General features: G+C 63.2%; 19 protein-coding genes and 4 tRNA genes. 4 read left to right on the top strand and 19 right to left on the bottom strand.

What is annotated here, in order from left to right:
- Window positions 1–71: 71 nt before the first annotated feature.
- Window positions 72–701 (bottom strand): 30S ribosomal protein S4, encoded by a 630-nt coding sequence (gene rpsD / locus LH475_RS03210; RefSeq protein WP_196845074.1) that lies wholly within the window; start codon window positions 699–701, stop codon window positions 72–74.
- A gap of 359 nt (window positions 702–1060) precedes the next feature.
- Entirely contained in the window at window positions 1061–2401 is a 1341-nt protein-coding gene (locus LH475_RS03205) for a replication-associated recombination protein A (RefSeq protein ID WP_196845075.1), read from the bottom strand.
- Between the two features lie 106 nt (window positions 2402–2507).
- Between LH475_RS03205 and LH475_RS03200 the strand changes: the two genes are divergently transcribed.
- The 3 genes from LH475_RS03200 to LH475_RS03190 all read left to right on the top strand — a co-directional run bounded on the left by LH475_RS03200 (window position 2508) and on the right by LH475_RS03190 (window position 5388).
- On the top strand, window positions 2508–3314 hold the full coding sequence (locus LH475_RS03200) for a peptidylprolyl isomerase (protein ID WP_196845076.1): 807 nt from the start codon (window positions 2508–2510) through the stop codon (window positions 3312–3314).
- A 110-nt stretch (window positions 3315–3424) separates the two neighbouring features.
- A complete protein-coding gene (locus LH475_RS03195; protein ID WP_196845077.1) occupies window positions 3425–4657 on the top strand; it encodes a DUF349 domain-containing protein in 1233 nt (410 codons plus the stop codon).
- A 131-nt stretch (window positions 4658–4788) separates the two neighbouring features.
- On the top strand, window positions 4789–5388 hold the full coding sequence (locus LH475_RS03190; RefSeq protein WP_196845078.1) for a hypothetical protein: 600 nt from the start codon (window positions 4789–4791) through the stop codon (window positions 5386–5388).
- Here the strand turns inward: LH475_RS03190 and LH475_RS03185 are convergent.
- From LH475_RS03185 to LH475_RS03110, 16 genes are all read right to left on the bottom strand, one after another.
- Window positions 5385–7640, bottom strand: coding sequence for a bifunctional (p)ppGpp synthetase/guanosine-3',5'-bis(diphosphate) 3'-pyrophosphohydrolase (locus LH475_RS03185; protein ID WP_196845079.1), 2256 nt, complete (start codon window positions 7638–7640; stop codon window positions 5385–5387). The genes LH475_RS03190 and LH475_RS03185 overlap by 4 nt on opposite strands.
- A 172-nt stretch (window positions 7641–7812) precedes the next feature.
- Window positions 7813–8826: a protein translocase subunit SecF gene (gene secF / locus LH475_RS03180; protein ID WP_196845080.1), complete on the bottom strand. Its 1014-nt coding sequence runs from the start codon at window positions 8824–8826 to the stop codon at window positions 7813–7815.
- A complete protein-coding gene (gene secD / locus LH475_RS03175) occupies window positions 8826–10547 on the bottom strand; it encodes a protein translocase subunit SecD (protein WP_196845081.1) in 1722 nt (573 codons plus the stop codon). Before secD ends, secF begins: the two co-directional genes overlap by 1 nt.
- A gap of 117 nt (window positions 10548–10664) precedes the next feature.
- Entirely contained in the window at window positions 10665–11051 is a 387-nt protein-coding gene (gene yajC / locus LH475_RS03170) for a preprotein translocase subunit YajC (RefSeq protein WP_196845082.1), read from the bottom strand.
- Window positions 11052–11158: 107 nt separating this feature from the next.
- Window positions 11159–12193, bottom strand: coding sequence for a Holliday junction branch migration DNA helicase RuvB (gene ruvB, locus LH475_RS03165; protein ID WP_196845083.1), 1035 nt, complete (start codon window positions 12191–12193; stop codon window positions 11159–11161).
- Entirely contained in the window at window positions 12190–12843 is a 654-nt protein-coding gene (ruvA, locus tag LH475_RS03160; protein ID WP_196845084.1) for a Holliday junction branch migration protein RuvA, read from the bottom strand. Before ruvA ends, ruvB begins: the two co-directional genes overlap by 4 nt.
- Complete coding sequence (gene ruvC, locus LH475_RS03155) at window positions 12840–13466, bottom strand: crossover junction endodeoxyribonuclease RuvC (RefSeq protein WP_196845085.1); 627 nt, start codon at window positions 13464–13466, stop codon at window positions 12840–12842. Before ruvC ends, ruvA begins: the two co-directional genes overlap by 4 nt.
- A 4-nt stretch (window positions 13467–13470) precedes the next feature.
- Window positions 13471–14235 carry a YebC/PmpR family DNA-binding transcriptional regulator gene (locus tag LH475_RS03150; RefSeq protein WP_196845086.1) on the bottom strand — a complete coding sequence of 255 codons (765 nt, stop codon included), beginning with the start codon at window positions 14233–14235 and terminating at the stop codon, window positions 13471–13473.
- Window positions 14236–14348: 113 nt separating this feature from the next.
- On the bottom strand, window positions 14349–14903 hold the full coding sequence (locus LH475_RS03145) for a DUF1697 domain-containing protein (protein WP_297412855.1): 555 nt from the start codon (window positions 14901–14903) through the stop codon (window positions 14349–14351).
- A 75-nt stretch (window positions 14904–14978) separates the two neighbouring features.
- The gene (pdxT, locus tag LH475_RS03140) at window positions 14979–15614 is read right to left on the bottom strand and encodes a pyridoxal 5'-phosphate synthase glutaminase subunit PdxT (RefSeq protein WP_297412858.1); all 636 of its coding nucleotides are present in this window, start codon (window positions 15612–15614) and stop codon (window positions 14979–14981) included.
- Between the two features lie 17 nt (window positions 15615–15631).
- Window positions 15632–16534: a pyridoxal 5'-phosphate synthase lyase subunit PdxS gene (gene pdxS / locus LH475_RS03135; protein ID WP_196845088.1), complete on the bottom strand. Its 903-nt coding sequence runs from the start codon at window positions 16532–16534 to the stop codon at window positions 15632–15634.
- A 136-nt stretch (window positions 16535–16670) separates the two neighbouring features.
- Window positions 16671–17237 (bottom strand): HIT domain-containing protein, encoded by a 567-nt coding sequence (locus LH475_RS03130; RefSeq protein WP_297412857.1) that lies wholly within the window; start codon window positions 17235–17237, stop codon window positions 16671–16673.
- A gap of 25 nt (window positions 17238–17262) precedes the next feature.
- Window positions 17263–19218 carry a threonine--tRNA ligase gene (gene thrS, locus LH475_RS03125; RefSeq protein ID WP_297412856.1) on the bottom strand — a complete coding sequence of 652 codons (1956 nt, stop codon included), beginning with the start codon at window positions 19216–19218 and terminating at the stop codon, window positions 17263–17265.
- A gap of 185 nt (window positions 19219–19403) precedes the next feature.
- Window positions 19404–19475, bottom strand: a tRNA-Val gene (locus LH475_RS03120).
- Between the two features lie 38 nt (window positions 19476–19513).
- Window positions 19514–19587, bottom strand: a tRNA-Cys gene (locus LH475_RS03115).
- 58 nt (window positions 19588–19645) lie between these two features.
- Window positions 19646–19717, bottom strand: a tRNA-Gly gene (locus LH475_RS03110).
- Window positions 19718–19957: 240 nt separating this feature from the next.
- Here LH475_RS03110 and LH475_RS03105 point away from each other — a divergent pair.
- Window positions 19958–20033 (top strand) — tRNA-Val (locus LH475_RS03105).
- Window positions 20034–20673: 640 nt separating this feature from the next.
- Here the strand turns inward: LH475_RS03105 and LH475_RS03100 are convergent.
- Window positions 20674–21180 carry a GNAT family N-acetyltransferase gene (locus tag LH475_RS03100; protein WP_196845098.1) on the bottom strand — a complete coding sequence of 169 codons (507 nt, stop codon included), beginning with the start codon at window positions 21178–21180 and terminating at the stop codon, window positions 20674–20676.
- Between the last annotated feature and the right edge of the window lie 368 nt (window positions 21181–21548).

Genomic DNA, 21548 nt, shown 5'->3' with positions numbered 1-21548 from the left:
GGGGGCCCCCCCCCCTACAGCGTACCGGTTTCGAACAGCCGAAAGGCTATCGACTACCGGGCCTGAGTGTATTAGCGAGCTGCGTAGTACTCCACGACGAGCTGGACTTCACAGGTCACGGGGATCTCGATGCGCTTCGGCGCGCGCACGAGGCGGGCCTGAAGTTTGTCGAGCTCAACCTCGAGGTACGGCGGGAGCTTGGGGAGCAGGTCGACGTGTCCGCCGGCTGCTGCAACCTGAAAGGGCTCCATGCCCTCGCTGCGAGCCTTGACGTGGATGAGCTGGCCCGGCTTCACGCGGAAGGAGGGCCGGTCAACGAGCTCTCCGTCGACGAGGATGTGACGGTGCACAACCATCTGACGTGCCTGCGCCGTGGTGCGCGCAAGCGCGGAACGAACGAGGAGGGCGTCGAGACGGGTCTCGAGGATCTCGACGAGGTTCTCACCGGTCAGTCCCTGACGACGACGAGCCTGCTCGAAGGCAATCTTGAGCTGGGCTTCGCGAATGCCGTACTGGGCGCGTAAGCGCTGCTTTTCGCGCAGACGAACGGCGTAGTCCGAATCGGTCTTGCGCTTGGTGCGGCCGTGCTCGCCGGGTGCATACGGGCGCTTCTCGAGAAAGCGGGCTGCCTTCGGCGTGAGGGCAATGCCCAAGGCGCGCGAGAGGCGAGTTTTACTACGGGTACGTGACTTGGTAGACACGGTTTCCTTTCAATCGGACTCACTAACAGGGATACCAGGGCGCGTGCGTATCGCTACAGCACAAACGTCATGGGAGATCAGAGGATTGGGTGCCATGGGACGGTCGGCTACAGAACGATTCCCCTCCAAACTGGAAACGGACGCAGCCGCATGCCGAGACCAGTTGTAGGCAGGGATCAGGTTAGCACACGGGCCTTGTGGACGGATGCGTTGCGGGCCATCCGTTCGTCCGGTTTTCGAGGCGGGCAGCGTTGACGGGGCATCCGCTCCTCGCTCCAGCATCCAACTCGCAACCCCGCGGACAACTCGCCGCCGCCGCTGTCCAGGGCGCAGCCCGGAGGCGGAGTCAGGGTTCGCATCTACTCGTTGCGCACGATGCGTCTAATTTTCAGGAGGCGGCCGGAGATGTCGCGCTCGTGACCGTGCTCGGTGGGTTCGTAGTACCGGGTGTTTTTCAGCTCGGTCGGCGGATACTGCTGGGTGACCACCCCGAGTGCGTCGTCGTGCGGGTACAGGTAGCCCTTACCGTGACCGAGGCGCTTGGCGCCGGGGTAGTGAGCGTCGCGCATGCCCGTGGGTACTCGGCCCATCCTGCCGGCCCGCACGTCGGCGATCGCCGCGTCGAGGGCCACGTACGCGGCGTTGGATTTCGGGGCGGTTGCAAGGTGCACGACGGCCTGGGCAAGGGGAATGCGACCCTCGGGCATGCCGATAAGCGCCACGGCGTCGGCGGCGGCCACTGCAATGAGAAGCGATTGCGGGTCGGCCATGCCGATGTCTTCGGAGGCGAGAATGATGATCCGGCGACAAATATAACGCGGGTCTTCGCCGGCCTCGATCATGCGGGCGAGGTAGTGCAGTGCTGCGTCGACGTCACTGCCGCGCACCGATTTGATGAAGGCGCTGATCACGTCGTAGTGCTCGTCACCGTTACGGTCGTACCGCAGCAGCGCCCGATCGACGGCGAGCGAGACAATGCCGGTCGTGATCACAGGCTTGCCGACCGCCCCGGCTTCACGGGTCGATTCGGCAGAAACGGACGCCGCCTCCAACGCAGTCAGCGCCCGGCGCGCATCACCCGACGCGAGACGAATGATCGCGCTGCGAGCCTCGGGCTGGAGTTCGAACCGGTCGGCGAGGCCGCGCGCATCGGCAACGGCCCGGTCGACCACGATGCCGAGGTCGTCGTCGCTGAGCACGTCGAGGGTCAGGAGCAGCGATCGGGAAAGCAGAGGGGAAATGATCGAGAACGAGGGGTTTTCGGTCGTCGCCGCGACCAGAATAATCACGCCATTCTCCACGCCGGGCAGCAGTGCGTCCTGCTGGGCCTTCGAGAAACGGTGGATCTCGTCGAGGAACAAGACCGTCGAGAGGCCATACAGGTCACGGTTGGTGCGGGCGTCCTCCATGACCTGGCGCACATCCCGCACACCGGCGTTCACCGCGGAGAGCTCGACGAATCGACGCCCGGAGCTGTGCGCGATCGCCTGTGCGAGCGTGGTCTTGCCGGTGCCTGGCGGCCCCCACAGAATGACCGATACGCTGCCACGCTCCCCCGTCTTGTCGCTCGCGAGGCTCACGAGAGGTGACCCCGGCGTCAGAAGGTGGCGCTGGCCGGCGACCTCGTCGAGGGTTTTCGGGCGCATTCGTACGGCGAGGGGGGTCGCGCCACCGCGCAGACCCGGTTGAACATCCGACATTCCTCCAGCGTAGTTTGTGAGAGAGTTCTACGAGGTCAGGACGCGTCGGCGCCCCGGTTGTGTTGTATACGGTCGTCGCCAATCCCGATGGCCCTGGAGGGTTCCTGTGGCTTCGAATTACAAGCTTGAGCGTGCGGCACGTGAAGAGCGCGGCCGCGTTCGTTCCTACCAGGCTCGGCGGGCCGTGCACGAGCATCAGAAAAAACGTCGCGTGCGCGACAACCTCATCGCCGGTGGCGGACTGCTAGTAGTTCTGACTCTGATCGTGATCACCCAGGTGTTCTACTTCGACGGCGGGCCTGGTACCCCGGCCCCCACGTCGGCGGCCACGGCAACTCCAACGGCCACGCCGACCGCCACGCCGGTCGCCGGCGCGAATTCTGGCGAGGTGCCCCCAAGCACTCTCGCCGAGAGTCGCACCTGGACCGGATCGCTCACCCTCAACGATGTCACCCTCGGCATTGAGCTTGACGGTGCGCTCGCCCCCCAGGGCGTCTCCTCCACCGTCAGCCTCGTGCAGAGCGGATTTTATAACGACGTGACCTGCCACCGGCTCACCAGCGGCGGTTTCTTTGTGCTGCAGTGCGGTGACCCGGCCGGCGACGGCTCCGGCGGACCCGACTACAGCTATGGTCCGATCGAAAACGCGCCGGCCGACGATGTCTACCCGGCCGGCACGATCGCCATGGCCCGTCAGGGCGGCGATGCGTTCAGCCAGGGCAGCCAGTTCTTCGTCGTCTACGACGACACAACAATTCCCTCCGATGCGGCTGGCGGGTACACCGTGCTCGGCCACGTCACGAGTGGACTTGACGAGCTCAAGGCCCAGATCACGGATGCCGGAACCACGGATGGTTCCGGGGACGGCACTCCGAAGGTGCCGACGGCAATCACGGGCATAACAGTTCAGTAGGATCGATCGTTCCTCCTGCGCTATTGCAATAGGCTTATCAGGGTATTTCCTGGCTCCGCACTTTTCACTCCCGCGGATCCACACACAACAACTCAGCAAAGGTGAGGCTCTTGACTACGACAGATCAGCAACCATGGGGTCGCGTAGACGAAACCGGCACGGTTTACGTGCGCGAGGCAGATGGCGAACGCGCCGTTGGCCAATACCCGGATGCCACTCCAGAAGAGGCCTTGGCCTACTTCGAACGCAAGTACGTCGAGCTCAATGGGCAGGTCACCCTGCTCGAGCAGCGTGCGAAGGGTGGCGCCCCGGCCGCAGACATCGCCAAGTCGGTCGCCAACCTGACCGTGGCCGTCGCCAATGCCAACGCCGTCGGCAATTTAGCCGCCCTGGCCGAACGCCTCGGCGCCCTCGGCGGCGCCGTCAGCGAGCTGACCGCGCAGCAGAGTATCGAGTCGAAGGCCGCATCCGCTGCCGCCGTCGCCGAGCGGGCCGAGATCGTGACCGCGGCCGAGCGCCTCGCCGCCGAAGATCCGGCCAAGACACAGTGGAAGCAAACCAGCGCGGCTCTTGACGCTCTGTTCGCCAAATGGCAGGCGCACCAGCACGACGCCCCCCGCATTCCCAAGGGCGAGGCCAACGACCTGTGGAAGCGCTTTCGCGCGGCACGCACCACGATCGAGCAGAACCGCAAGGCGTTCTTCGCCGAGCTCGACAGCGCCCACAAGGACGTTCGCACCAAGAAGCAGAACTTGATCGAACAGGCTGAGGCCCTCGCCCCGCGGGGGGCCGATGGCGTTTCCGCCTACCGCAACCTGCTCGACGAGTGGAAAAAGGCCGGTCGCAGCGGCAAGAAGCAGGACGATGCCATGTGGGCGAAGTTCAAGGCCGCTGGCGACGTGCTGTACTCGGTCAAGAGTGAGGTCGAAGCCCAGGACAACGAGGAGTTCTCCGCGAACCTCGTGCTCAAGCTCGAACTAGTGACCGAGGCCGAGACCCTCCTGACCACTACCGACCGCAATGCCGCGCGAGACACGCTCACCACGATCCAGCGCAAGTGGGACGTCATCGGCAAGGTTCCCCGCGACCAGGTCAAGCCGATCGAAGATCGCCTCCGCAAGGTGGAAGCCGTCGTGCGCAAGCTCGACGACGACCACTGGAAGCGCAACAACCCCGAGACCAAGGCCCGCACCGAGGGCCTTGCCGGCCAGCTGAACGACGCGATCGTAAAGCTCGAGGCTGAGCTGGCCACGGCGCAGAAGGGGCAGAGCGCCCGCGCCATCAAGGACGCGACCGAAGCACTCGAGGCGCGCAAGGCGTGGCTCAGGGCGATCGGCCAGTGACCCGCACGGTCGGCGAACCGGCCCTGCGGTAGTCTCCCGCGCAGTTATCCACACGCCGCAGCGGTACCCCGTTATCCACAGATCCAGGCTCCTTCGGGGGCCTGGACTTGGTTAAGCGTCATTCTGGTGGCATGACAAACCCTCGGGGTCGAGTGCGCACGGTAAACGACCTGCCGCTCGCCGAACTCTACAGCGCCCGCCTCGACGGGCAGGTCTTTCAAGTCGCAGACTCTTGGTGCGTGATCGATGAAATTGACGGATGCGACACTCGGGCTATCGCCGCCAGCCAGCTGGTCCCGCCCCGCGCCATCGCCGAGCAGCTCACCGCCGCGTGGATTTACGGTTTGGCACCCGAGCCGCAACTCCATCAGTTCTGTGTGCTGATCGGCGCGCGCACGACCGCAATGTGGTCGCCGCGGGTACAGGTGCGCGAGATTGTGCGGTCCCCCGATGACGTGCGCACCATCTCCGGAGCGCGGGTCACCACTCCTCTGCGGACCGCCGTCGATCTTGCCCGCTACATGCCGACATCGACTCCCGACCTCACCGCCCTGCTCGCTCGCCTGTTGCACTACGGCGAGTACCCCGATGTCTCGGCCGCCGTGCGCCTGTGCAAACGAGGCAGCCCGGCCCACAGCACACTCGCCGTGTCGCGTTTCGCCGCGGTCAACGGACCCCTGTATGCGCTGCGGCAGCAGATCGGTGCGGGCAGCACGAACGTCGCCGGTTAGCCGTCGCTGACCCGGTACACGTCATAGACGGCGTCAATGCGACGAACGGCGTTCAGTACGCGGTCGAGGTGGGTGGTGTCGCCCATTTCAAATACGAAGCGGCTGAGCGCCAGGCGATCGCTGGAGGTGTTGACGGTGGCAGAGAGAATGTTCACGTGGTGTTCCGACAACACACGGGTAACGTCGGAAAGCAACCCCGAGCGGTCGAGGGCTTCGATCTGAATGTGCACGAGGAACACGCTCTTTGAGGTGGGCGCCCAGTCGACCTCAATCATGCGCTCGGGCTCTTTGAGTAACGATTGCACGTTATGACAGGAGGCCTGGTGCACGGACACACCCGCACCCCGAGTGACGAAGCCGACGATCTTGTCGCCCGGAACCGGAGTGCAGCAGCGGGCGAGTTTGACCAGAATATCGGGCGCGCCACGCACGAGCACTCCCGAATCGCCGTTGCGGGTGGTCTGCGGCCGACCACGCGCGGCGACCGGAAAGTCACTACTGTCGTTGTCTTCGGTGCTCTGCACCGAGGAGACGACTTTTTCGAGCACGGACTGGGTCGAGACGTGGCCCTCGCCGACGGCAGCGTACATGGCCGAAACGTCTTCGTACTTGAGCTGGGCCGCGACCTCCGCGAAGGAGTCCTGGTTCATTAGTTTCTGCAGTGGAAGGTTTTGCTTGCGCATCGCCCGCGCGATCGCGTCACGACCCTGTTCGATGGCCTCGTCGCGGCGTTCCTTGGTGAACCATTGGCGAATCTTGTTGCGAGCCCGGGGACTCTTGACGAACTTGAGCCAGTCCTTGCTCGGGCCGGAGTCGGGGTTTTTCGAGGTGAACACCTCGACGACGTCGCCGGTGATGAGTTCACTCTCAAGCGGTACCAGTCGGCCGTTGACCTTGGCGCCCATGGTGCGATGGCCGACCTCGGTGTGCACCGCATAGGCGAAGTCGACGGGGGTGGCACCGGAGGGCAGGCCAATTACGCGGCCCTTTGGCGTGAAAACGTAGACCTCTTTGGCACCGATCTCGTAGCGCAGGGAGTCGAGGAACTCGCCCGGGTCGGCCGTTTCGGCCTGCCAGTCAGAGATATGGGCGAGCCAGGCCATGTCGGTGTCGCTCTGGGGACCGGGGCCACCGGGGCTCTTGCCATTGACCTGTTCCTTGTACTTCCAGTGTGCGGCGACACCGAATTCGGCACGCTGGTGCATCTCGGTGGTGCGAATCTGAATTTCAACGGCGCGACCGCTCGGGCCGAGTACTGTCGTGTGCAACGACTGGTACAGGTTGAATTTCGGGGTGGCGATGTAATCCTTGAACCGGCCGGGAAGCGGAGTCCACCGAGCGTGGATGGAACCCAGCACGGCGTAGCAGTCCCGCACCGAGTTCACGAGTACACGAATACCGACGAGGTCGTAGATCTCGTCGAACTCACGGCCGCGCACGACCATCTTCTGGTAGATCGAGTAGTACTGTTTGGGACGCCCGGCCACCTTGCCGCGAATGCGCGCCGATTTGAGATCGTCGTTGATGGTATCGATGACCTGCTGCACGAACTCTTCACGCTGCGGCGTGCGCTGTTTGACCAAGCTTTCTATTTCGGCGTACAGCTTGGGGTACAGCACCGCAAAAGAGAGGTCTTCGAGTTCCCATTTGATGGTCTGGATTCCGAGGCGGTGCGCGAGGGGTGCGTAGATCTCCAGGGTCTCGGTGGCCTTGCGCACGGCGGATTCGTTGGGCACGAAGCCCCAGGTGCGCGCATTGTGCAGCCGGTCGGCAAGTTTGATGATCAGCACGCGAATGTCCTTGGACATCGCGACGATCATCTTGCGTACGGTCTCGGCCTGGGTCGAGTCGCCGTACTTCACCTTGTCGAGCTTGGTGACCCCGTCGACGAGCATTGCGATTTCATCGCCGAAATCGGCGCGCAGGGCGTCGAGCGTGTAGTCGGTGTCTTCAACGGTGTCGTGCAGCAGTGCGGCAGCGATAGTTTTGGTGCCGATGCCGAGGTCGGCCAGAATCTGCGCCACCGCAACGGGGTGGGTGATGTAGGGCTCACCGCTGCGACGCATCTGTCCGTCGTGTGCTCGCTCGGCGGCGGTATACGCACGTTCGATGATCGACAGGTCAACCTTCGGATGATTCAGTCGTACCGTTTTGATCAAACGGTCGACGGCACCGGCAGGCTGCGCGCGCGAAAAGATGCGGGGAACCAGACGGCGCAGCGAGGCCGGGGAGGGGGTCGTCGTGTCCGTCATAGTCTCACCTCGGCTTCACGCCCGGCGGAGGTACGCGGGCTGTGCTTGCTTACTGTCAATTATGCCGGTTCTGCGGGGCCGCCTGTACGCCCCCAGCGATCAGCTGCCGGTCACAGGCAGAAACGGCCAGCCCACGAGGGCTGACCGTTTCACGTCCCCACGGTGCCGTCGACTACGCTGTGACGCTCTCGGCCGCGGGAGCCGAGGCCTTGGAGCGAGCGGCCAGGGCCTTCTTATCGTGCTTCCGAATGGCATCTTCACCGTTGCGCAGCTGGGCGTACAGCGGCGACGCAATGAAAATGGTCGAGTAGGTGCCGACCAGAATACCGATGAGCAAAGCGAGCGAGATGTCACGCAGGGTGCCAGCACCCAGCACGAACGCCCCGATGAACAGAATGGATGCCACCGGCAGGGCGGCAACGACCGAGGTGTTGATCGAGCGCACGAGCGTCTGGTTCACGGCGAGGTTGACCGACTCGGAGAAGGTCCGGCTCGAGCCCGACCCGTCGAAGTTGGTGTTCTCGCGAATCTTGTCGAAGACCACAACGGTGTCGTAGAGCGAATAACCGAGAATCGTGAGGAACCCGATAACCGCCGCTGGCGTGATTTCAAAACCAGTGATTCCGTAGAACCCGGCCGTGATGACGAGGTCGTGCAGCAGTGCCACCATGGCTGCCACCGACATCTTCCAGGTGCGGAAATAGATGGCCATGATGATGCCGGCCAAGACGAGGAACACGATCAGGGCGCGTAGTGCTTGACCGGTGATGTCCTGCCCCCAGGTCGCCCCGATGAAGGAGGTTGCGACTTCCGTGACCGGCACGTCATAGGCGGTGGCGAGTGCGTCACGCACTCCCGTCGTCTCCGCTTCCGACAGCTGGTCGGTCTGCACTCGAACACCGTCTGCGCCGACGGTGGAGACCTTCGGTACAGCGTTGGGAACGACGCTGGCGACAGCATCCGTGGCCGTGGTCTGAGACTGGCTCGTCGTCTGTGAGATGACGAATTCGCTGCCCCCGGTGAATTCAATACCAAAGACAAAGCCGCCGCGCAGCAGGAATGGGCCGACGAGGGCGATGAGAATCATCCCGCCGGCGATGAGGTACCAAAGTTTGCGGCGCCCGACGATATTGAGCGAGCGAGCCCCCGTGTACAGGTCATTTCCGAACTTCGAGAAGCTGGCCATCAGGAATCCTTCCTGTCTGTCGATCGATCAGTAGTGGTGCCGACAAGTTCCGACGCTTTTCGCTCAGCGATGGTTTGTCGTTTGGCTGCTTCTTTGCTTGAGGAGGAGACTTTGGTCGCCGACACAGACGCCGAGGGCGCAAATCGAGCCCTCCCCCGGTAAACGGCACCGAGGGCTCGAGGATCAAGCCCGCTGAGTTTGTGGCCCTCGTTGAAGAATTTCGTCTGCGCGACCAGCTGCAGCATCGGGTGCGTGAACAGGCTGACCACGAGGAGATCGACAATCGTGGTGAGGCCGAGGGTCAGGGCGAAGCCGCGCACGTTGCCGACGGCGAGTACGAACAGCACCGCGGCGGCGAGGAAGTTGACAACGTCGGAGGCGACGATGGTGCGGAAGGCCCGCTTCCAGCCGGCCTCAACCGAGGACTCCAGCCCACGGCCGTCACGAAGCTCGTCGCGTACGCGTTCAAAGTAAACGATGAACGAGTCGGCGGTTATACCGATGGCCACGATCAGACCGGCAACACCGGCCAGAGACAGACGGTAGCCCTCACGCCAGGACAGGATGGTGATCAGGAGGTAGGTGATCAATGCTGCCACGCCGAGGGAGGCAACCGTTACCAGACCGAGGAGACGATACTGCACGAGCGAGTACAGGACAACGAGGATCAGACCGATCAGTCCGGCGATGAGTCCGTTGAGCAGCTGAGTGGAACCGAGAGTTGCCGAGATGGTGTCCTGGCTCTGAACGGTGAAGCTGATCGGGAGAGCACCGAACTTGAGCTGGTCGGCCAGCGCCTTGGAGCTCTCCTGGTCGAATGACCCAGTGATCTGGGGCTTGCCATCGAGAATGGCGCCCTGAGTGGCCGGTGCCGAAATTACGTGACCGTCAAGCACGATCGCAAACTGGTTCTGCACCCCGGTGAGGTTGAAAAGACGCGTCGTGACGTCAGAAAACTTCGAGGTTCCATCGCTGTTGAAAACGATGTTGACAGCCCATTCGCCCGTGGTAGCGCCGTTCTGGGTGGTGCGCTGGCCGTTGGTCGCGTTCGAGATCGTGGAACCGTCGACTTCGACGGGGCCGAGGATGTACTTGATCGAGCCATCGGTTTCGCAGGTGATCAGTGGCTGGTTGGCCGGCGCCACATTGGTGGTATTGATTTTGCTGCAGTCGAAGGCATCGTACTCGGACTGAAGGGCGGGCGTGACGTAATTCAGGTCGCTCGCGTCGGTCGGTGCAACCGCGGGTGTGGTCGACAGGCTCGGATCGACGGTCGCTTTCGGCGTCGGCGTTGCGGTGCCGTCAGCACCGACGGTCTGGCCGGACGGTTGGCCCGCGACGAGAACAGCCCGAAATTCCAGCTTGGCCGACGACTTGATACGTTCCAGGGTGGCATCATCGGGGGTACCGGGGATCGATACGACGATGTTTCGCCCGCCCTGCGTGTTGACCTCTGCTTCGGAAACACCCGATGAGTCGACACGCTGTCGAATGATTCCCACGGCCTCGGAGAGCTGTTCCGAGGTGACGGTCGCGCCACTCTCGACCTGTGGGGCGAGGATGATCTGTGTACCACCCTCAAGGTCGAGCGCAAGCTTCGGCGTCCACGATCCGTTTTGAGTGAACACGCCGAAGGCGTTGAGGGCGATGAGGCCGACGATAAGCACGCCCAGCCAGGTTAGGGAACGCCAGGCCTTCTTGACCGGAGACGACTTAGCCACCTATGAACTCAGCTTTCTGTTGGCGCCCACGCCAGAATGCGTGGGCGCGTCGCGTGATGCAGTACGTATGTCGTGATACGGGTTCGTGCCAAACGAGTGTTACCTCAGAAGGAGGAACTACGCGTCACCCTTTTTGGGCTGGTCGGTGCTGTCGGTGTCGACATCGGCAACCCGCTGGCCGAATTCCGGCTTGGTGAGCGAGTCGAAGCTATCAACAGTGGAGTCGTCGATGTCGTCGGCGACGACCGGCTCCACCACGCGCGCGATGGTCTGGCGGTGAATTCCCACGATGACACCGGGGGCGATCTGCAGTTCGACCTTATTGGCCTCTTCATCAATAGCCATGATCGTGCCGTACATGCCGAAGTTGGTCATGACAGCGGCGCCGGGAACCATGGTGGCCTGCAGGGCCTCTTGGTCTTTCTTGCGCTTGCGGCCGTTGCGGAACATGAAGAACACGAGAACGGCCAGGACGGCCAGCATTACGAGAGTCAGATTATCCATGGAGCGGTGAAACCTTCCGATTGCGGCGCGGGTGGCCGAAGTTTGTGAATTGGGCCTGACCGTATGCCTAGAGAAACCACGCCTCCAGACGGTTGGGCTAAATTGAATTATAGGTCAAGGAAGTTCGCGCTGCCCTGAGGAGGGGTAAGACCAAAATGTTGCCACGCTGCGCTGGTGGCAACGCGTCCTCGCGGGGTGCGCGTGAGGAAGCCTATCCGCACCAGGAACGGCTCCACGACCGCCTCGACCGTCTCAGACTCCTCACCAACCGACACTGCCAGGGTATTGAGTCCGACCGGACCCCCGCCAAAGCGGGTCAGAATGATCTTCATAACTTCCCGGTCGAGGCGATCGAGGCCGATCGCATCGACGTCGTAAAGTTCGAGGGCCGCGTGCACCGCGGCGAGATCGGCCGCTCCCCCGTGCACGAGCGCATAGTCGCGCACCCGGCGCAGCAGTCGATTCGCGATGCGCGGTGTGCCGCGACACCGTCCGGCGATCTCGGCGAGGGCATCCTTTTTGATCGAAAGGTCAATCAACTGTGCGGCCCGGGCGAGAACCTGTTCGAGCTCGCTCTCGGAGTAGAACTCGAGGTGGGCAGTGAAGCCGAATCGGTCGCGCAGCGGGTTGGGCAACAGACCAGAACGGGTCGTTGCGCCGACCAGGGTGAACGGTGCGAGGTCGAGCGGAACGGAAGTGGCGCCGGCTCCCTTGCCCACCATGATGTCGATGCGAAAGTCTTCCATGGCGAGGTAGAGCATTTCTTCGGCGGAACGCGCCATGCGGTGGATTTCGTCGATGAACAATACCTCGCCGGGTACCAGCGACGACAGCACGGCCGCGAGATCACCGGCGTGTTGAATGGCTGGGCCGCTCGACATGCGCAGCGGCCGGTTGCCCTCGTAGGCAACGATCATCGCGAGGGTGGTCTTGCCGAGGCCGGGTGGGCCCGCCAAGAGGATGTGGTCGGGCGTGCGATTCTGCATCGTGGCGGCGGTCAGCAGCAGTTGCAACTGCCCACGTACCTTCTTCTGACCGACGAATTCGGCCAGGCTCGCCGGGCGCAGGGCACCCTCGAAGGCGAGCTCCGATTCGCTCTCGAGCGAGGGATTCGTCAGTTCAACGCCGGAGTCGCGGTTCACGAGCGACCCGATCCGTTTGACACCGCGGCGTGGTGCGCGGCCGGGCCCAACCGGCCGAGGGCCAACCGGAGCACCGCGGCCACCGCCGGCGGCGCGGAATCGGTGCCGGCAGCATCCGCTAGCTCGGTCAGGGTTTCGTCGACTGCCTCGGCCGCGACGCGCTCCGACCAACCGAGGCCGATCAGCGCCGCCTGCACGCTCGCGGCGACCGATCTGGCGCCGGACGGACGGGTCGGTGTGCTCGCAGCCGTCACGGCGAGTTTGCCGGCCAGCGAAAGCACGATGAGCTTTGCGGTCTTCGGTCCGATGCCGCTGACCTTGCGGAATGCGCCGTCGTCTTCGCCGGCCACGGCGTGCGCGATCTGGTTGGGGGTGAGCACCGCGAGCACGCCGAGGGCCGACTTGGGGCCCACACCGGTGACACCGACGAGCAATTCGAAAACCACCAGTTCATCGGCGTTGGGGAAGCCGTAGAGGGTGAGCGAATCTTCGCGCACGATGAGGGTCGTCACCAGCCGGGCTTCTTCGTTGATGCGCACGCCGAGTGCGGTAGCCGGCGTCACCTGCACCCCGAGACCGACTCCCCCGACCTCGATCACGACGGTTGAGCCGAGGGCTGAGCGGACGAGGCCACGTACGGAAGAGATCACCGCTTAAGACTACGGGGCACCGCCGACACGGCTTGCACCGACCCACGTTCCGCGGCCCGCCACGCTTGTTGTGCCGGGGTCAGTGCGCCTGGCCTGATGACGGCTGCCTGCACCGAGGCGACGGTCGGCAGGGTGCCGCCTGACGCCCCGGTTCGCCAGGCATGGCAGATCGCGAGGGCGAGGGCATCCGCTGCATCTGCCGGTTTGGGAATCTCGGTTAGGCCGAGAATGCGGGCAACCATTGTGCCGACCTGCTTCTTGTCGGCGGCACCGTAACCGGTGATGGCCGCCTTCACCTCGCTCGGGGTGTGCAGGGTCACCGACAGACCACGCTGCGCGGCGAGCAGCAGGGCGACCCCGCTGATCTGAGCGGTACCCATCACGGTGCGCACGTTGTGCTGCGCGAAGACCCGTTCAATCGCGATGAATTGCGGCCGGTGTCGGTCAAGCATCTCCTCAAGTCCCTGGGACAGCAGCAGCAGCCGCTGTTCCAGTGGCAGATCGGGCGCGCTGCGCAGCACGGTCACGTCGACCAGGCGGGCCGAGCGGTTGCCCTCAACGTCGACCACACCGACACCGCAACGGGTGAGGCCCGGGTCGATGCCGAGAACCCGGACCGCCATCGGACTACTCGGACTCGGCGGCGAGTACGGCCTGTACCTCGGCCGACAGATCGTAGTTGGAGTAGACATTCTGCACGTCGTCGAGGTCTTCCATGGCGTCGATCAGGTGGAACACCTTGCGGGCAGTTTCGGCGTCGACCTCGATCTTGAGCGACGGCACGAAAGCGATATCGGCCGATTCGTAATCGATTCCTGCGGTCTGCAGCGCGGTGCGGGTGGCGACGAGGTCGCTCACGTCGGAGAAGATTTCGAAGGTCTCGCCCTCGTCGATGACCTCTTCGGCACCGGCGTCAAGAACGGCGAGCATGATGTCGTCCTCGGTGATCGTCTGCAGGTGCTTGACCACGACGACGCCCTTGCGGTGAAAGTTGTAGGCGACACTGCCCGGGTCGGCCATGGCTCCGCCGTTGCGGGCCATGGCGGTGCGCACCTCGGCTGCGGCACGGTTCTTGTTGTCGGTGAGGCACTCGATCATGATCGCGACGCCGTGCGTGGCATAGCCCTCGTACATGATGGTCGTGTAGTCGACCTGCTCGCCCGACAGCCCGGCGCCGCGCTTGACGGCGCGATCAATGTTGTCATTGGGTACCGAGGTCTTCTTGGCCTTCTGAATGGCGTCGACGAGGGTGGGGTTCCCCGAGAGGTCAGCGCCACCCAGTCGGGCCGCGACCTCGATGTTCTTGATGAGTTTGGCGAACGCCTTGGCCCGCCTGGAGTCGGTGACCGCTTTCTGATGCTTGGTGGTGGCCCATTTGGAATGCCCGGACATACATCTCCCGTTGTTGTGCTCGATCGTTCAGACGTGGTGCGGCAGATGCCGGTCGCCCGTTGTGGCTGGTGCGGCGAGTGCGTGGTCGGTGCACGCTGAGGTGCCGTTCCAGTCTATCCCGGAGTGACTTCCAGCAGCTTGTGCAGCGTGTGCAGGTTGCGGGTGGTCGTCGTGTCGCGGTACTTGAGCTTGGCGCTCTTCTTGCTGAACGCGCTCTTGATGCCCACGGCCTTACGAACCTCCCAGTACAGCACGCCGTGGCCGAGTTCAATGCGTTCGTCGGCGGCATCGAGTTCTTTGGCGTGGCCGGCGAGTTCGCTGAGATGGCCGGGATCGGAGGAGAACATGACATAGGGATGCCATCCATCACGGTCTGCGTCGAAGGGGTACGCGCGCACGATCCGGTCGAGCGATTCGGCGTCGACAAGCACAATCCACGCCTCGTAGTCAAACCGGGCGGTCAGGGCCGCTTCGATGCGGGCCTTGAGCGCGGCGGCATCCGCTTTGTCGACGAGCGGGCTGTCGATGCTGAAGAGCACGTTGCCGCTCGCCAGAACCGTTTTGACGTCGGTGTACCCGAGTTCGTGAAAGGTGTCAGCGAGATCGGCCATGGCAATGGTGATGCCGTTGACGTTGATGCCGCGAAGTAGTGCTACGTATCGGGTCATCGTTGACCACTTGGTGTCTGAGTCATGTCTGAACCCTAGCCACACTCACGCGCCCGGCACAATTGTGCTGGGTTGTCACCGAGTTGCGGTAACCAGTTTCTGCAGGAAATACTGGTGGAATCGGTATTCGCCGGTGATTTCGGGGTGGAAGGAAGTTCCGAGCAGGTTGCCCTGCTCCACGGCGACGCAGCGCCCATCGTCGAGGGTGGCCAGCGCGGTGGCCAGCGGGCCAACAGTTTCCACGACCGGAGCTCGAATGAACACGGCGTGCACCGGCTGCTCGCCGAGCGCCGGAATGTCGAGGTCGGTCTCAAAGGAAGCCGTTTGCGAGCCGAAGGCGTTGCGGCGCACCGCGATGTCGAGTCCGCCGAGGCTCTGCTGACCGGTCATGCCATCGAGAATCGTGTCGGCGAGCATGATGAGCCCGGCGCAGGTGCCGTAAACGGGAAGTCCGCCCCGAATTGCGGCCCGCAGCGCCTCCGCGAGGCCGAACGTACGGGCGAGTTTGTCCATGACACTTGACTCGCCGCCCGGGATGACCAAACCGTCGATGCGGTCGAGTTCTTCCGGACGGCGCACCAGATCGACGTCCGCTCCGAGTGCGCGCAACACGTGCGCGTGCTCACGAAAATCACCCTGCAGCGCGAGCACCCCTACCCGCAGACCTAACGGTACAGCGGTTTCTGCCGGTCGGGTGCCCACGGAGAGAATCGTCACGAACGGTCGGGCTACCAGCCGCGCGTGGCGAGGCGGTGCGGCGCTGGGATGTCCGACACATTGATGCCGACCATGGCCTCACCCAGGCCACGCGAGACATCCGCAATGACCGTGGCGTCGTCGTAGAACGTAACGGCCTTGACGATCGCCGCGGCGCGCTGCTCGGGGTTGCCCGACTTGAAGACGCCAGAGCCGACGAACACGCCGTCAGCACCGAGCTGCATCATCATGGCGGCGTCGGCCGGGGTGGCCACGCCTCCGGCGGTGAACAGCACGACGGGCAGTTTTCCGGTCGAGGCGATCTCGGCGACGAGCTCGTACGGTGCCTGCAGCTCCTTGGCGGCGACGTAGAGTTCGTCGCGGCTCATCGACGTGAGGCGCTTGATCTCACCGTTGATGGTGCGGATGTGCTTGGTGGCTTCGGAGACGTCGCCGGTGCCTGCTTCGCCCTTGGAACGGATCATGGCCGCGCCCTCGTTGATGCGGCGGAGTGCCTCACCGAGGGTGGTGGCGCCACAGACGAAGGGGATGGTGAATTTCCACTTGTCGATGTGGTTCATGTAGTCGGCCGGGCTGAGCACTTCGGACTCGTCGATGTAATCAACGCGAAGCACCTCGAGAATCTGCGCTTCAACGAAGTGGCCGATGCGGGCCTTCGCCATGACGGGAATGTTGACCTCGGCGATGATGCTGTCGATCAGGTCGGGGTCGCTCATGCGGGCCACGCCGCCCTGCGAGCGGATGTCAGCGGGAACGCGTTCGAGAGCCATGACGGCGACAGCGCCGGCGTCTTCAGCAATACGAGCTTGGGCAGCGGTGACGACGTCCATGATGACGCCGCCCTTGAGCATTTCAGCGAGTCCACGCTTGACGCGGGTCGAGCCAAACTGCTCGGCAGAGTTTGATTCAGTCATAACGACAATCCTATCTGGGCAAGTGGGTCGCGCTTGCCGAGGCAATGGCCTCGATCAGCCAAAACACAGACATCGGTCGCGCTTGTCGAGACCACAATGCTGACGTACTCGACCTGCGGGCGGGGTTGGTGGTCAATCAATCGGCGTCGGCCGGCCAGCCATCGGCGATGTCGCGACGCACATCGCCGAGCAGGCTCGGAATAGCCTTGGTGCCGGCGATGATGGGAAAGAAATTTGAGTCGAGAGCCCAGCGGGGCACGATGTGCTGGTGGAGGTGCTCGGCGATGCCAGCCCCGGCGATGCGTCCCTGGTTCATGCCGATGTTAAAACCGTCACAATGCGAGACCTTGGAGAGCACGCGCATGGCGATCTGGGTCAGCTCGCCGATCTCGGCGACCTCCTCCGCCGTGGCCTGGTCGTAGGTGGCGACGTGCCGATACGGGCAGACCAGCAGGTGGCCGCTATTGTACGGAAACAGGTTGAGCAGCACGTAGGCGTGGGTGCCGCGCGCCACGATCAGCGCCTTCTCGTCGTCCAGCGTCGGAGCAATGCAGAACGGGCAGTCGTCGGGATGCGGCTGCTGTCCGTCCTGGATGTAGACCATCCGATGCGGCGTCCAAAGCCGTTGGAAGGCATCCGGAACCGCCGCGAACTCGGCAGAAGTCTCTTCCGCACCGGCATCGACGGCGTCCGAGCCGCGCAGCCGATCAGCGGGAACAGCCGTCACGTTACGCCTGCACTTCGGCCGAGACCGGGACGACCGGGCTGGTCGTGACCTGGGCGCGGGTCTCGATCGATTCGACGATGATACGCACGGCTGCGGCGACCGGAACACCGTTCTGTTGCGTGCCGTCGCGAAAGCGAAAGCTCACCGCGCTGTTGGCCTGGTCGTCTTCGCCCACGATGAGCTGGTAGGGAACCTTGGCCTTCGTATGGGTTCGGATCTTCTTCTGCATGCGGTCGTCGGAGTGGTCGACCTCTGCGCGCACGCCAGCCTTCCTCAGCGTGGCGATCACATCATCCAGGTATGGACCGTACTGCTCGGACACGGGAATACCGACAACCTGCACGGGCGCCAACCAGACCGGGAACGCCCCGGCGTAGTGCTCGGTGAGAACCGCGAAAAACCGCTCGATTGACCCGAACAGGGCGCGGTGTATCATGACCGGGCGCTGGCGGCTGCCGTCGTTCGCCGTGTATTCGAGGTCGAACCGTTCAGGCAGGTTGAAGTCGAGCTGAATGGTCGACATCTGCCAGGTGCGGCCGATGGCGTCGCGAGCCTGCACAGATATCTTCGGTCCATAGAACGCCGCTCCACCCGGGTCGGCGACCAGATCGAGACCGGATGCCTCCGCTACTTCGCGGAGCGTCTCGGTGGCTTCGTCCCAGGCGTCGTCGCTGCCAACGAACTTCTTCGGGTCTTTCGTCGACAGTTCTAGGTAGTAGTCCTCGAGGCCGTAGTCGGCGAGCAGCTGCAGCACGAAGTTGAGGGTGCTCGTGAGCTCCTCTTTCATGCCTTCCTTGGTCGTGTAAATGTGGGCGTCGTCCTGGGTCATCCCACGCACGCGCGTGAGCCCGTTGAGCACGCCGGACTTCTCGTAGCGATAGACCGATCCGAATTCGAACAGGCGCATCGGCAGCTCGCGATAGCTGCGGCCGCTCGACTTGAAGATGAGGTTGTGGAACGGACAGTTCATGGGCTTCAGATAGTAGTCAACGCCCTGGCGGGTGACATGGCCGGTCTCGTCACGTTCCTCGTCGAGGTGCATCGGAGGGAACATGCCTTCGCGGTACCAGTCGAGGTGACCCGAGGTTTCGAACAGGGTTGACTTGGTGATGTGCGGCGAGTAGACGAAGTCGTAGCCGGCTTCAAAGTGGCGCTTGCGGGAGTAGTTCTCCATCTCCTGCCGAATGATGCCGCCCTTGGGGTGGAATACGGCAAGTCCCGAACCGATCTCCTCCGGGAAGCTGAACAGGTCGAGTTCAGCACCGAGCTTGCGGTGGTCGCGCTTGGCCGCCTCGTCCTGACGGGTCTGGTAGGCGCGCAGTTCGTCTTTGGTGGGCCAGGCGGTGCCGTAGATTCGCTGGAGCTGCGGATTCTTCTCGGAGCCGCGCCAGTACGCGGCGGCCAGGCGGGTGAGCGAGTAACCATTGCCGATCATGCGGGTGTTCGGCAGGTGCGGCCCGCGGCAGAGGTCTTTCCAGACCGTTTTCCCCGTCTTTGGGTCAACGTTGTCGTAGATGGTGAGCTCGGCGCCGCCGACCTCGACCGACTCGTTGTCAGCGCCGGTCGAGCCTGTCGCGACCCCACCCTTGAGCCCAATGAGCTCAAGCTTGTATGGCTCGGCGGCGAGTTCGGCTCGGGCTTCGTCGTCGGTCACAACGCGACGCACGAAACGCTGGCCCGCACGGATGATGCGATCCATCGCCTTTTCGAGCGACTTCACGTCATCGGGGGTGAACGGAACAGTCACGTCGAAGTCGTAGTAGAAGCCGTCAGTGATGGGCGGGCCGATACCGAGCTTGGCGGTTGGGTTCACCGTCTGCACCGCCTGGGCGAGCACGTGGGCGGCGGAGTGGCGCAGAATGCTGAGGCCGTCAGCAGAATCTATTTTGACCGGTTCGACAGCATCCGTTGGCAACACGGTGGCCGCCAAGTCTTTCAACTCACCGTTGACGCGCATCGCGACAACGGATCGATCGGTGAAAAGCGCAAAGCCGTCAGCCACGTGTATTACTCCCTGTTGTTTGCCTACCCGTCAACTTTAGCGGCGTGCGCGAGGGCGCAAATCGGCGACCGCGTTCGCCTTGTCAAGATAAGCAAAAAACCCCCGAGTTACCGGGGGTTTTTGTGTATTTCGTGCTGCTGTGGGCGATACTGGGATCGAACCAGTGACCTCTTCCGTGTCAGGGAAGCGCGCTACCGCTGCGCCAATCGCCCAAGATTCTGGGAAAAGATATTCAAGGCCGTGCATTAGCTGGAGGTGGATACGGGATTCGAACCCGTGTTAACGGCTTTGCAGGCCGCTGCCTCGCCTCTCGGCCAATCCACCAGTTGGGTTCATACCAAACGAATTGGAACCGGCTTCTCGGCCGATTCCAGTTCATTCGAGCGGATGACGAGATTCGAACTCGCGACCCTCACCTTGGCAAGGTGATGCGCTACCACTGCGCCACATCCGCAACTGTCCGCATTTCTGCGTACGTGGAGACTCTATCCGAATAGCAAGACGGAAACCAAACCGAGCCGTTTACGGCGTGTTGCGCCGTGTAGTGCGGGTACGTGTTCCGCCGTGTGGTGCGGGACACCAGGCATGATCAGCGTCGCGCGCCACACCACGCTCAGCCTCGATGTGCGACGACGCGTCAGTCTGGGCTAGTATCAAAAGTCGCAACAGCAACTTCGGCTGCGTTGCGTGCATTGGGCGATTGGCGCAGCTGGTAGCGCGCTTCCTTCACACGGAAGAGGTCGTGGGTTCAAGTCCCGCATCGCCCACCACACCACCATTCACACGGGGGTTTCCGTGTGCCCGCGTGTCTCGGCCCGCTCTCCCCCATCGTATTCAACTCGGGCCTACGATTCAGGCGGGCTGGGGATAGCCCGTTCCGATACACGGCCGGCGGTCCTCGTGCTGGACTCGACACCGTATCGATGGACGGAGTCCGTCACGGGCGCAAGCCGGGAACGGCATTGGGGCAAAAGGTCGGCAGTCAACCTCATTCACCAATGCGAACATCACCTCGGCGAACGAGCCACAGCTGCTTTCGCCAGTCCCCGGAACGATGGGACCTGTTCGACGCCGAGGTCCAAGGGGGCCGACGCGTCTGATGACCAACGGCTGGGTGAATAAAGATTCGACCTGGTTGGAGGCATAAAACATCAGCCGACCGCCAATCCCACTTGTCTAGTACAACGGCGCGGTCGAGAAGGCCAACGACGCCACGAAAACGAATCAGGCGTCGCGCACCCGTACAGCTTGTGGTCGGTCACCGCTCAGGTCGCAATGATCGAAACCCGAACAAAGCGAGCAGGCGCCACAGCCGGTCGTGTCAGTTCGGCGGCGCCGGAACCCCTCTAACGACTGCCCGCGCGCAGCACGAGAACACTCTCTGCCTTGCCAGCGGGACTCAGCCACCCATCAGTTGTCGAGTTCCCGCCGAACCATCCGAATCTCCTTGAGTCCATGTTCTTCCTTGGACGAGCCATCTGGAACAAAGCCATGCTTTCGATAGAACGCCTGAGCTCGTGGGTTGGGATCTGCTACCCACAAGGCAGCAGCTTCGTTCGCAGATATCACGGTTTGGAGAAGGCCGACGCCGGCTCCAGTGCCGTGCGCGGATGCAAGCACGTAGAGGACGTTGAGCTGCTGACTCCATGTTGCATCGACATCTGTGGGGGATGCGCTCTGGGCAATCCCGATCAGCTCCCCACCGAATTCCGCGACTGCGATTCGATGATGGGCGAAACGCTCGTCCGTAAGCCCAATCGTCCAGAAACGCTTTCTTGTCGAAACGAGCTTCGGGTCATCCAACATCTCATCACTCATGAGGCCCCGGTAGGTCTCTTGCCAGGACGTCACGTGTATACGCACCATCTCTGCCGCGTCCTTTGGCAGAGCGGAACGGATCGTCGGTTGCGTACTCATGCGTTGCTTCACGATACTGCCCCTTCCTCGCACTGACGCTCAGCGCGGCCACGCAACAACCGGGATTCGAGCGACACGCGGAAATGCTAAAAAACAATCTCCATCCGACCTCAATCAGAATCCCGATGTAACTTCTAAAAAAAATCAGCACATTTCTGAGTTTCTCTCGCCTTTTGGGGTGGTGTGGGCTATAATTGTGGGTGAAGGAGGCACCGCCGCCATGACCCTCACCGCCCCGCCCGCCGCCGCCGGCTCCACGCCGGAGCCGGTGTTCTCCCGGGTCGCGGCGATAGCTCAGGCCGGTGCGATTCTGGCCTCCGCGTTGGACGGGGTGCGGTTTGGTCACCTCGACGACACCGAGGCCATCG

The organism is Cryobacterium sp. (assembly GCF_026786305.1).
Classification (GTDB): Bacteria; Actinomycetota; Actinomycetes; order Actinomycetales; family Microbacteriaceae; genus Cryobacterium.
This window is presented reverse-complemented; position numbering and strand designations above follow the sequence as displayed.

Excerpts from the sequence above, each read along its gene's own strand:
- LH475_RS03205 (WP_196845075.1), bottom strand. The coding sequence starts at position 2,401 with ATGTCGGATGTTCAACCGGGTCTGCGCGGTGGCGCGACCCCCCTCGCC.
- LH475_RS03190 (WP_196845078.1), top strand. The coding sequence starts at position 4,789 with ATGACAAACCCTCGGGGTCGAGTGCGCACGGTAAACGACCTGCCGCTC.
- LH475_RS03185 (WP_196845079.1), bottom strand. The coding sequence starts at position 7,640 with ATGACGGACACGACGACCCCCTCCCCGGCCTCGCTGCGCCGTCTGGTT.
- secF (WP_196845080.1), bottom strand. The coding sequence starts at position 8,826 with ATGGCCAGCTTCTCGAAGTTCGGAAATGACCTGTACACGGGGGCTCGC.
- yajC (WP_196845082.1), bottom strand. The coding sequence starts at position 11,051 with ATGGATAATCTGACTCTCGTAATGCTGGCCGTCCTGGCCGTTCTCGTG.
- ruvC (WP_196845085.1), bottom strand. The coding sequence starts at position 13,466 with ATGGCGGTCCGGGTTCTCGGCATCGACCCGGGCCTCACCCGTTGCGGT.
- LH475_RS03150 (WP_196845086.1), bottom strand. The coding sequence starts at position 14,235 with ATGTCCGGGCATTCCAAATGGGCCACCACCAAGCATCAGAAAGCGGTC.
- LH475_RS03145 (WP_297412855.1), bottom strand. The coding sequence starts at position 14,903 with ATGACCCGATACGTAGCACTACTTCGCGGCATCAACGTCAACGGCATC.
- pdxS (WP_196845088.1), bottom strand. The coding sequence starts at position 16,534 with ATGACTGAATCAAACTCTGCCGAGCAGTTTGGCTCGACCCGCGTCAAG.
- thrS (WP_297412856.1), bottom strand. The coding sequence starts at position 19,218 with ATGCGCGTCAACGGTGAGTTGAAAGACTTGGCGGCCACCGTGTTGCCA.
- LH475_RS03100 (WP_196845098.1), bottom strand. The coding sequence starts at position 21,180 with ATGAGTACGCAACCGACGATCCGTTCCGCTCTGCCAAAGGACGCGGCA.